The organism is Enterobacter sp. CGMCC 5087, assembly GCF_003144775.1.
In the GTDB taxonomy this organism is placed as follows: domain Bacteria; phylum Pseudomonadota; class Gammaproteobacteria; order Enterobacterales; family Enterobacteriaceae; genus Enterobacter; species Enterobacter cloacae_M.
The window spans coordinates 1-10,521 of the sequence record NZ_QFXN01000103.1 but is presented as its reverse complement, the minus strand read 5'-3'; the positions used below and the strand labels follow the sequence as shown (position 1 = coordinate 10,521).

General features: G+C 55.0%; 11 protein-coding genes and 1 pseudogene. 6 read left to right on the top strand and 6 right to left on the bottom strand.

Going from position 1 to position 10,521, the window contains the following annotated elements; translation table 11 throughout:
• A pseudogene (locus tag DEO48_RS09915) lies at positions 1-290 on the top strand (Appr-1-p processing protein); the annotation flags it as partial.
• 74 nt (positions 291-364) lie between these two features.
• Positions 365-778, top strand: a complete 414-nt coding sequence (locus DEO48_RS09910) for a hypothetical protein (RefSeq protein WP_109845050.1) — start codon at positions 365-367, stop codon at positions 776-778.
• Between the two features lie 58 nt (positions 779-836).
• On the opposite strand, the gene ychF is transcribed toward DEO48_RS09910, so the two are convergent.
• Together ychF and pth are read right to left on the bottom strand one after the other, a co-directional pair.
• Positions 837-1,931, bottom strand: a complete 1,095-nt coding sequence (gene ychF / locus DEO48_RS09905) for a redox-regulated ATPase YchF (protein ID WP_010432886.1) — start codon at positions 1,929-1,931, stop codon at positions 837-839.
• A 126-nt stretch (positions 1,932-2,057) separates the two neighbouring features.
• Entirely contained in the window at positions 2,058-2,642 is a 585-nt protein-coding gene (gene pth, locus DEO48_RS09900; protein ID WP_023336005.1) for an aminoacyl-tRNA hydrolase, read from the bottom strand.
• A 274-nt stretch (positions 2,643-2,916) separates the two neighbouring features.
• Between pth and ychH the strand changes: the two genes are divergently transcribed.
• Together ychH and DEO48_RS09890 are read left to right on the top strand one after the other, a co-directional pair.
• Complete coding sequence (gene ychH / locus DEO48_RS09895; protein WP_023312132.1) at positions 2,917-3,192, top strand: stress-induced protein YchH; 276 nt, start codon at positions 2,917-2,919, stop codon at positions 3,190-3,192.
• A gap of 120 nt (positions 3,193-3,312) precedes the next feature.
• Positions 3,313-4,371 (top strand): MerR family transcriptional regulator, encoded by a 1,059-nt coding sequence (locus DEO48_RS09890; RefSeq protein ID WP_109845049.1) that lies wholly within the window; start codon positions 3,313-3,315, stop codon positions 4,369-4,371.
• On the opposite strand, the gene dauA is transcribed toward DEO48_RS09890, so the two are convergent.
• The 4 genes from dauA to lolB all read right to left on the bottom strand — a co-directional run bounded on the left by dauA (position 4,357) and on the right by lolB (position 8,711).
• Positions 4,357-6,036, bottom strand: coding sequence for a C4-dicarboxylic acid transporter DauA (dauA, locus tag DEO48_RS09885; RefSeq protein WP_109845048.1), 1,680 nt, complete (start codon positions 6,034-6,036; stop codon positions 4,357-4,359). The two genes, DEO48_RS09890 and dauA, sit on opposite strands and share 15 nt — an antisense overlap.
• A gap of 124 nt (positions 6,037-6,160) precedes the next feature.
• A complete protein-coding gene (prs, locus tag DEO48_RS09880) occupies positions 6,161-7,108 on the bottom strand; it encodes a ribose-phosphate diphosphokinase (RefSeq protein WP_003856663.1) in 948 nt (315 codons plus the stop codon).
• Between the two features lie 125 nt (positions 7,109-7,233).
• The gene (ispE, locus tag DEO48_RS09870; protein WP_109845047.1) at positions 7,234-8,103 is read right to left on the bottom strand and encodes a 4-(cytidine 5'-diphospho)-2-C-methyl-D-erythritol kinase; all 870 of its coding nucleotides are present in this window, start codon (positions 8,101-8,103) and stop codon (positions 7,234-7,236) included.
• Complete coding sequence (gene lolB / locus DEO48_RS09865; RefSeq protein ID WP_109845046.1) at positions 8,100-8,711, bottom strand: lipoprotein insertase outer membrane protein LolB; 612 nt, start codon at positions 8,709-8,711, stop codon at positions 8,100-8,102. Before lolB ends, ispE begins: the two co-directional genes overlap by 4 nt.
• A 201-nt stretch (positions 8,712-8,912) precedes the next feature.
• On the opposite strand from lolB, the gene hemA reads away from it, so the two are divergent.
• Together hemA and DEO48_RS09855 are read left to right on the top strand one after the other, a co-directional pair.
• Complete coding sequence (hemA, locus tag DEO48_RS09860; protein ID WP_023335999.1) at positions 8,913-10,169, top strand: glutamyl-tRNA reductase; 1,257 nt, start codon at positions 8,913-8,915, stop codon at positions 10,167-10,169.
• 41 nt (positions 10,170-10,210) lie between these two features.
• A partial coding sequence (locus tag DEO48_RS09855) for a PCRF domain-containing protein (RefSeq protein WP_146198259.1) occupies positions 10,211-10,521 on the top strand: 311 nt, incomplete at its 3' end.

Here is a 10,521-nt window from a genome sequence, read left to right as displayed (position 1 = left end):
GGGCGGTTGATTTTGTCAAGGTTGATGATCAAGAGCAGATATTTATTGCTAATATGTATGCGCAGAATGGTATAAAGAAAAATATCAATGATAAGAATCAATACGTATGTTATGCATCCCTTGAAGATTGCCTTGAAAAACTATCCGACTTTGCTTTAGTGAATCGCCTTTCAGTACAAATGCCAAGGATAGGCGCTGGGCTTGGTGGAGGTGACTGGAATATTATAGAGTCATTAATACTTAAAAAGATTTGCTATAAAATGATCGATTGCAATGTAATAAGTTTATAATATAAATGATAATTTAGTAATGCATTTTATTAAATTAGGTTGTTGCTTAGAAAAGTATTTTTATTTAAAAGGACATGCGCTTGAGTATAAAAATATCTATAACAAAAACTATTGAAAAAGGAAACGAGTTACACGACAACCAAAAATACGCCGAGGCTTTAGATCAATACCAAAAGGCCTGGCAAACTCTTCCTGAGCCAAAGCTCGAATCTGAATTTGCCAACTGGATCTCTGCATGCATGTACAGCGCATATTTTGATCTCGCGGATTACGTTGAGGCAAAGAAATGGGGAGAGACGACATTACGGACACGTGGATCGGATATAGACACTGCACCATTAATCGACCTGGGCATGGTCTGTTACGAGCTGAATCAATTCGATGAAGCGTATAGATATTTTAACGATGCTTATAATTACGGCAAAGCACGAGCATTTCAGGATAGACCTAAAAAATACCTTGAGTTCTATCTGCGCAAGAGGGCTTAAGTTCGTTAACTTAAAAAAAATCCACGCCGAAGCGTGGATTTTTTTCATTCAAGACGAATCAAACGTTAAACAGGAAGTTCATCACATCGCCATCTTTAACGATGTAATCTTTCCCTTCTGCACGCATCTTGCCTGCTTCTTTCGCGCCTTGCTCACCCTTGTAGGTGATGAAGTCTTCAAACGCGATAGTCTGCGCACGAATAAAGCCTTTCTCGAAGTCAGTGTGGATTTTACCAGCCGCCTGAGGTGCAGTCGCACCTACAGGAATCGTCCACGCACGCACTTCTTTCACGCCAGCGGTGAAGTAGGTCTGCAGGTTCAGCAGCTCATAGCCTGCGCGAATTACGCGGTTCAGGCCCGGCTCTTCCAGACCCAGCTCGGCCATGAACTCTTCACGGTCAGCGTCGTCCAGCTCGGCGATGTCGGATTCAACGGCAGCGCAAACCGCCACAACCACAGAACCTTCAGCCGCTGCGATTTCACGCACTTTGTCCAGGTACGGGTTGTTCTCGAAACCGTCTTCGTTAACGTTGGCGATGTACATGGTTGGCTTCAGGGTCAGGAAGCTCAGATATTTGATCGCCGCCTTGTCTTCTTCAGTCAGGTTCTTCAGCGCGCGCAGCATGCCCGCGTTTTCAAGCTGCGGCAGACATTTTTCCAGCGCAGCCAGTTCCGCTTTCGCGTCCTTGTCGCCGCCTTTGGCTTTCTTCTGCACGCGGTGAATCGCGCGTTCGCAGGTGTCGAGGTCAGAGAGCGCCAGCTCGGTGTTGATAACGTCGATGTCGTCAGCCGGATCCACTTTGTTGTTAACGTGGATGATGTTGTCGTTCTCGAAGCAGCGCACAACGTGGCCGATCGCTTCTGTTTCACGAATGTTGGTCAGGAACTGGTTACCCAGGCCTTCACCTTTGGATGCGCCTTTTACCAGGCCCGCGATGTCCACGAATTCCATGGTGGTTGGCAGAATGCGCTGCGGCTTAACGATTTCCGCGAGCTGGTCCAGACGCGGGTCCGGCATGGGCACAACGCCGGTGTTAGGTTCGATGGTACAGAACGGGAAGTTCGCCGCTTCGATACCCGCTTTGGTAAGCGCGTTAAACAGGGTGGATTTGCCCACGTTTGGCAGACCGACGATACCGCATTTGAATCCCATTTCTAAATCACCTTAATATCTTGATAATCAATCCGTTAACGATAACCGACTGATGAAAAGTAAATAACTACGCCTATTATACACGTAACCCGCATGACGCGCGGTAAAAAAGCCGTATCGGGCGGATTATTGCGCTTTGAAAGCGTGTAAGCGGTTTGTCGCTTTGGTTAACCCATCTTTCAGCCAGATTTCAGTGCAGCGTGCCGCCTCGTCTACCGCCTCGTCAATCAGTTTCTGCTCAGAAACCGGTGGCTTACCGAGCACGAAACCGACAACTTTGTTTTTATCGCCCGGATGGCCGATTCCCACGCGCAAACGGTGGAAATTCGGGTTATTGCCCAGCTTGCTGATGATGTCTTTAAGGCCGTTGTGGCCGCCGTGCCCGCCGCCCAGCTTGAATTTTGCCACACCAGGGGGAAGATCCAGCTCATCGTGGGCGACCAGAATTTCATCCGGATTGATGCGATAAAACGTTGCCATCGCCGCCACGGCTTTACCGCTCAGATTCATAAAGGTGGTAGGCACCAGTAAGCGAACGTCCGCGCCAGCAAGGTTGATACGTGAGGTATACCCGAAGAATTTAGGTTCTTCACGCAGGGGAGCACGTAACCGTTCGGCCAGCAGATCGACGTACCATGCCCCGGCGTTGTGGCGGGTGGCCGCATATTCTGCGCCCGGGTTGGCGAGGCCGACAATCAGTTTAATCGTCACGATTCAATTCCTAATGGGTTCCAGATCTGGCGCGTAGTTTACTGTCTGGCGCGCCGCTTGACAAAATTCTGCGATCTTCTCGACGAAATACGAATAATTTCTGATTTGAACAATTAGAATTTCAAGCTGTTCAAAGCCTTATTTGTAAACTTTTGTTTGGGACTTATCTGTAATTGTGATCATTCACGCAACTCATAAAAGGGGCGTTGTCTATACTTTACACACAAGGATTAGGGGCTTTTCCCCTGACAACCCAAAGTTCCGGAGGTGACACATGAAACGCAAAAACGCTTCGTTACTCGGTAACGTACTGATGGGATTGGGGCTGTTCGTGATGGTAGCCGGCGTGGGTTATTCCATTTTAAATCAGTTACCTCAGATTGACCTCCCGCAGTACTTCGCGCACGGCGCGATATTGAGCATCTTCGTTGGTGCGGTATTGTGGCTGGCCGGGGCGCGCGTGAGCGGGCATGAGGAAGTCTGCGATAAATACTGGTGGGTGCGCCACTACGACAAACGCTGTCGTCGCGATCAGCATAAGCACAGCTAGTGCCTGATAAAGAACGCCGAAACGGCTCCCGCGGGAGTCGTTTTTTTTTGCATCAAGGGTTGACCCTCACGTAACGTAAGGCTCCAGAGTAGCGCCACTGGCAAAGAAAAAGGAGCAGTTATGTTGATTCAGGTGGGTGAGCTGGCGAAACGCGCCGGGATCACCGTGCGGACATTGCACCACTATGAGCAAACAGGGTTGTTGCTGCCTTCTGCCAGAAGCGCGGCAGGTTACCGGCTTTACAACCTGGCGGATGTCCAGCGTCTGCACATGATCCAGGCGCTGGCAAAAGCGGGGCTGGAACTTGCTGAAATCAGGGATTTCCTGGAACAGGAGTCGCTGTCGTTAACCGAGCTACTCGATGCGCAAATCACGCTGCTGGATAAACAGCTGCGCAGCATACATACGCTGCGCGAACGGCTGGTGGAGCTGCGGACCGGGCTTCTCGACGATGCGACGCCGGATCTGGAATCCTGGCTACAGACTCTGGAGTTAATGAATATGTACGATCGCTGGTTTAGCAAAGAAGAGTTACAGCAGCTGCCGTTTGCGGTGCAGAAGGATGCGCTGGCGGCTATCTGGTCAGGGCTGGTTGCAGAGGCTAAGACGCTTCTGCAGCAACATATACCCGCGACTGACGCGCGGGCGATAGATCTGGCGACGCGCTGGATGGAACGCCTGGAGCAGGACACGGCGGGCAAGCCGGAGTTTCTCACCCGGCTGAACGAGATGCACAGCGTTGAACCGCAGATGCAGGCGCAGACCGGCATCACGCCGGAGATGACGGATTACATCACGCGCGCGTTTGCGGAATCAAAGCTCAACATATGGGAGAAGTATCTCACTGCCGAAGAGATAGCCTTTACCCGGGCACACTACTTTGACCGCATGATGGAGTGGCCGCCGCTGGTGGCGAAACTGCATCAGGCGCAGCGGGAAAATACCGACCCCGCCTCTGACGATGCGCAAAAGCTGGCTGAAAACTGGCTGACATTGTTCCAGTCTTACGCGGGCACCAGCCCGGAGACTCAGCAAAAGTTTCGCACGGCCATGCAGCAGGAGCCGCACCTGATGAAAGGAACCTGGATGACGCCTGCCGTGCTTGCATGGCTCCAGCAGGCGATCGGGGTGATGATGCAGAGACGTTTCGCTGCATCAGGTCATTCACAGATCCGCTAACGCGGCTTCACGGTTAGGGTAGAAGGAGAGTCGGCCAGGGATAGGCTGCACGCCCGCGCGCGCCATGGTGCGCAGCGGCTGAAACTCCAGGTTACTCACCCGCAGCTCACAGCCTTCCGGCAGACGTGCCACAAAGCGCTGGAAGGCATCCAGGCCGCCTGCATCCAGCACCGGTACGGCATCCCATTTCAGCACCACAACCCGTTTGCCCGCGATGCGGGACTCCAGGTCGCTGAACAATCCTTCAGCCGCAGCGAAAAACAGCGGGCCAATCACGCGCAGCACCAGCACATCGTCAGGCACCTCCACGTTAACCGGGGAAAGGCGCGTCATCTGCGCAATCCGGCGCATAAACAGCAGAGAAGCCAGCACGATCCCGACGCTGATGGCGATAACCATATCGAACAGCACGGTCAGCGACATGCAGATCAGCATCACGATGATGTCGTCTTTCGGCGCGCGACGCAGCAGGTTCACCACCTTGTGCGCCTCACTCATGTTCCAGGCCACCATCAGCAGCAGGGCGGCCATGGCGGAAAGCGGTAGCCAGGAGAGCAGCGGGGCGAGGATCAGCAGGGCGAGGATCACCAGCACGGAGTGGATAACCGCCGAAACCGGTGAGGTTGCACCCGCGCGCACGTTGGCCGCAGAACGGGCGATGGCTGCCGTTGCGGTAATTCCTCCGAAGAACGGCGCGACGAGGTTGCCTAATCCCTGACCGACCAGTTCGCTGTTGGCTTTGTGTTTGGTGCCGGTCATGCCGTCCAGAACGACGGCGCAGAGCAGGGATTCAATCGCCCCCAGCATTGCCATAGAGAACGCGGCGGGAAGCAGGGCTCGCAGGGAATCCCAGCTTAGGGTAAAGCTGGAGCCGGGCATGTCCCACGGCAGCACCAGCTGCGGTAGCAGTTGCGGAATGCCGCTACCCTGTGAACCGTCCGCCAGAACATAGTGGAACTGCGAGCCGATAGTCGCGACGTGACCACCGAACATATTGACGATAGCCATTACCGCGCAGCCCAGCAGCAGCGCGGGCAGATGGCCCGGCAGACGAATACCGAGGCGAGGCCAGACGATCAGCGTGCCCAGCGTCACAATCCCGATGGCGGCGTCGCCCAGGTTGGCCGTCGGCAGCGCCATAAACAGCGCCCCCACTTTTTGCAGATAGTGCTCCGGTACGTGGGGCATCTGCAGGCCGAGGAAATCCTTGATCTGCATGGTTCCGATGGTAATACCAATCCCCGAGGTGAACCCCAGCGTCACGGAAAGGGGAATATATTCAATCAGGCGACCAAAGCGGGCCAGACCAAACAAAATCAAAAATACGCCGGACATCAGGGTGGCGACCAGCAGGCCAGCCAGACCAAACTGCTGCGAAACCGGGTAGAGGATCACCACGAAGGCGGCGGTCGGGCCGGAGACGCTAAAGCGCGAACCGCCCGTCAGGGCAATGACGATCCCGGCAACGGCCGAGGTGTACAGACCGTACTGCGGCGCAACGCCGCTGCCAATCGCCAGCGCCATCGCCAGCGGGATGGCGATAATGCCGACGGTGATCCCGGCAATCAGGTCACGGACAAAGCGTGACGAGGTGTACTTCTCTTTCCAGCAGGCGTCGATGAGGGCGCGAAAGGGCAGAACATGTGAGGAGGCTACGTTTTTCACAATTATCTATCATCCGTATGCGCATCATCTGTCATATGAATGGCAGGTGAAGGAGGCATTAATCATACAAATAAAACCCGGAGACAAAAAAACCCGCCGCAGCGGGTTTTTCGGCCGTGTTCGATTAGTGTTCGAACATTGCTGAGATGGATTCTTCGTTGCTGATACGACGAATCGCTTCGGCCAGCATCCCGGACAGGGTCAACGTACGCACGTTTGGCAGTGCTTTGATCTCGTCGCTCAGTGGGATGGTATCGCATACCACCACTTCGTCAATGACGGAGTTGCGCAGGTTATTTACCGCATTACCGGAGAAGATCGGGTGAGTCGCGTAAGCGAACACGCGCTTGGCACCACGCTCTTTCAGCGCTTCAGCTGCTTTACACAGCGTACCGCCGGTATCGATCATGTCGTCAACCAGCACGCAGTCACGGCCAGCAACGTCACCGATGATGTGCATCACCTGAGAAACGTTTGCGCGCGGACGGCGTTTGTCGATGATCGCCATGTCGGTATCGTTCAGCAGCTTAGCGATAGCACGGGCACGTACCACGCCGCCGATGTCCGGAGAAACCACAATTGGGTTATCCAGGTTCAGCTGCAGCATGTCTTCCAGCAGAATTGGGCTGCCGAATACGTTATCAACCGGAACGTCGAAGAAGCCCTGGATCTGCTCTGCGTGCAGGTCAACGGTCAGTACGCGGTCAACGCCGACGCTGGACAGGAAATCAGCGACAACTTTAGCGGTAATTGGCACACGCGCGGAACGGACGCGACGGTCCTGACGGGCATAGCCGAAGTAAGGGATTACAGCAGTGATACGGCCTGCGGAAGCGCGACGCAGGGCGTCGACCATAACAACCAGTTCCATCAGGTTGTCGTTCGTTGGAGCACAGGTGGACTGGATGATGAAAATATCACCACCGCGTACATTTTCGTTAATTTGTACGCTGACTTCGCCGTCGCTAAAGCGACCTACGGCGGCGTCGCCGAGGGAAGTGTACAGGCGGTTGGCAATACGTTGTGCTAGTTCCGGGGTGGCGTTACCAGCAAAAAGCTTCATATCAGGCACGAGAAGAACCTCAGGCATGCGTCCAGTGGTGGATAGCGTTCGCCGCAAACTGTGCGGGCCAGGCGAAGGCTATCCAGGCGGTGTATTAAAGAGCGCGATGCAACGTCTGGAACAGGGTGACGTTGTCACCGAAACTCAGTCTGCGCCAGAATGGTCTGCTGTAGGGGGGAGGTGTTCATCCCACGTGCTACAAAACCATGCAGCCAAACCGGCGCTTGCTCAAGCACCTGACGAGCGGCGGATTCGGTGTCAAATTCAGCAAAGACACAGGCCCCTGTACCAGTCAGGCGCGACGGCGCGTATTCTAACAGCCAGGAAAGCACCGCATCAACCTCGCGAAAACGTTTTCTTGCGATATCCTCGCAATCGTTGCTGAATTCACAATTTAATAACGTTTCTATTGACCGAACCGGGGTATTCCTTTTCAGGTCAGGATCTTTAAAGATGACCGGGGTCGGAATACTCGCGCCAGGGTGGGCAACCAGATACCACTTCTCCGGCGGCTCAGCCGGGGAGAGGATCTCACCCACGCCTTCAGCAAAGGCCGCATGACCGCGCACAAACACCGGGACATCCGCCCCCAGCGTCAGGCCCAGGGCTGCCAGTTCGTCCTTCGACAGCCTGCAGCCCCAGAGGTGGTTCAGCGCAACCAGCACGGTGGCGGCGTTGGATGATCCACCGCCCAGACCGCCGCCCATCGGCAGGCGTTTCTCGATACGAATATCCGCACCGCTTCCCGCGGGCAGACGGCCCGATTCCGCCGCGGCTTTCATCAGCAGACGCGCGGCGCGAACGATCAGGTTGTCCTCATGCGCCACGCCTTCGACCGGCGTTAGCAGGCAAATCTGCCCGTCCTGGCGCAGTTCAATAGAGATCGTGTCGCCATAGTCAATAAACTGAAACAGCGTCTGCAGGGTGTGGTACCCGTCAGCACGCTGGCCGGTAATGTATAAAAACAGGTTCAGCTTTGCCGGAGAGGGCCAGTGGGTCATCATTTAACGATCCAGTTGTCCATTTTCAGCTTGATACGCTGGCTGCCCTGGGTCAGCTCCATGTTTGATGGCAGCGACGGTTTACTCTTGCTGTCATAGGCGCTATACACCACTTTCCAGGTTTTGCCGTTCTGGGTGTAGTTCACCTGGCTCAGACGGTACTGGTCGTCAAGGGTGTAGTCAGTTGCCTCACCCGGCAGGCCAAGGATCCACTGGCGCAGGCTGTTGAGCGGGATTGGCATCCCTGTCAGCTTGCCAATCATCTCTTCGGCATCGGTCGCGGTATAGTGCTGGCCTTTGTTATCGGTGATCTGCGCTTCGCCCGGTTTGGCGATAAGCTCCAGTTCGGTGCTGCCCAGCGGGTTCAGCAGCAGCAGGCGGTAGTTGTCCTGCCCCGTCTGCTGCCAGAAGAAGCGGGCATAAACCTTTTGTTCGTCAGAGAGATAAGCGAAAGCGCCGCGGGTCTGGTACTGGTTCAAATTACGGACGTCCTGCTGGTGCTGACGCCACTGCGGTGAATCAGGGCTTTTGCCCGGGCCTTTTGGTTGGGTGACGGAACACGCGGTCAGAACCAGTGCTGCCAGCGGCAGCAGGCGAATCAGTCGGGTCATAATGAGGACAAATCCTTGAGATACGTTGCAGTTATAACTGTTAATGCTAGCGTCGAAGGGGGCTACCGTCTACGTTCAAATTATCTCAAAGGGTTGTGTAACCTATTACTCCGAAAGGGGGCAGTCCCTTTTATTGATCTCGCGCATCCTGTATGATGCGTTCTGCTAACCTTATTAACGCTGGTACTACTCCCGCTCAACATGACCCTATTAGCACTCGGCATCAACCACAAAACGGCTCCGGTTTCGCTGCGAGAACGCGTGACGTTTTCGCCGGACACGCTTGACCTGGCGCTGGACAGCCTGCTTGCACAGCCTATGGTGCAGGGTGGCGTGGTGCTCTCGACGTGCAACCGTACCGAGCTGTATTTAAGCGTGGAAGAGCAGGACAACCTGCACGAAGCGCTGATCCGCTGGCTATGCGACTACCACAATCTCAATGAAGACGAGCTGCGCAACAGCCTGTACTGGCATCAGGACAACGATGCCGTCAGCCATCTGATGCGCGTCGCCAGCGGGCTGGATTCACTGGTGCTGGGCGAGCCGCAAATTCTGGGGCAGGTGAAAAAAGCGTTTGCGGATTCGCAAAAAGGGCATCTGAAGGCCAGCGAGCTGGAGCGCATGTTCCAGAAGTCATTCTCCGTGGCGAAGCGTGTGCGAACCGAAACCGACATTGGTGCCAGTGCGGTTTCTGTTGCTTTCGCGGCCTGCACCCTTGCACGCCAAATCTTTGAATCCCTTTCTACCGTTACCGTGATGCTGGTGGGCGCGGGCGAAACCATCGAACTTGTGGCGCGCCATCTGCGCGAGCATAAAGTGAAAAAGATGATTATCGCAAACCGCACCCGCGAACGCGCGCAGGTGCTGGCGGATGAAGTGGGTGCAGAGGTGGTTGCCCTGAGCGACATCGATGAACGCCTGAAAGAGGCGGACATTATCATCAGCTCAACCGCCAGCCCGCTGCCGATTATCGGAAAAGGGATGGTGGAGCGTGCGCTGAAGTCCCGCCGTAATCAGCCGATGCTGCTGGTGGATATCGCCGTCCCGCGCGATGTTGAGCCGGAAGTGGGCAAGCTGCCTAACGCCTATCTCTACAGCGTGGATGACCTGCAAAGCATCATTTCGCACAACCTTGCCCAGCGTAAAGCGGCGGCGGTTCAGGCGGAAACCATCGTTGAGCAGGAAACCAGTGAGTTTATGGCCTGGCTGCGCGCGCAAAGCGTCAGCGAGACCATCCGCGAGTACCGCGGGCAGGCGGAGCAGGTGCGTGATGACCTGACGGCCAAAGCGTTAGCGGCCCTTGAACAGGGCGGCGACGCAAATGCAATTATGCAGGATCTGGCGTGGAAACTGACCAACCGCCTGATCCATGCACCAACCAAATCTCTTCAGCAGGCTGCCCGTGACGGGGATGATGAACGCCTGACTATTCTGCGCAACAGCCTCGGGCTGGAATAGCGCCCTATACCCATTTTCTAAGACAAGGTGCACTTACGCCTATGAAGCCTTCTATCGTCGCTAAACTGGAAGCTCTGCACGAGCGCCATGAAGAAGTACAGGCGCTGCTCGGGGATGCCGGTACCATTGCGGACCAGGAACGTTTTCGCGCGCTCTCGCGTGAATACGCGCAGTTAAGTGATGTTTCTAAATGCTTTACCGACTGGCGACAGGTTCAGGAAGATATCGAAACCGCGCAGATGATGCTCGACGATCCTGAAATGCGTGAGATGGCGCAGGAAGAGTTGCAGGATGCGAAAGCGCGTTCTGAAGAGATGGAGCAGCAGCTTCAGGTGCTTCTGCTGCCGAAAGA

Bases quoted from the DNA above. Each gene is read 5' to 3' on its own strand.
- lolB (WP_109845046.1), bottom strand. From the start codon at position 8,711: ATGACCCGACTGATTCGCCTGCTGCCGCTGGCAGCACTGGTTCTGACC.
- ychH (WP_023312132.1), top strand. From the start codon at position 2,917: ATGAAACGCAAAAACGCTTCGTTACTCGGTAACGTACTGATGGGATTG.
- DEO48_RS09890 (WP_109845049.1), top strand. From the start codon at position 3,313: ATGTTGATTCAGGTGGGTGAGCTGGCGAAACGCGCCGGGATCACCGTG.
- DEO48_RS09910 (WP_109845050.1), top strand. From the start codon at position 365: ATGCGCTTGAGTATAAAAATATCTATAACAAAAACTATTGAAAAAGGA.
- ychF (WP_010432886.1), bottom strand. From the start codon at position 1,931: ATGGGATTCAAATGCGGTATCGTCGGTCTGCCAAACGTGGGCAAATCC.
- hemA (WP_023335999.1), top strand. From the start codon at position 8,913: ATGACCCTATTAGCACTCGGCATCAACCACAAAACGGCTCCGGTTTCG.
- ispE (WP_109845047.1), bottom strand. From the start codon at position 8,103: ATGATGACCCACTGGCCCTCTCCGGCAAAGCTGAACCTGTTTTTATAC.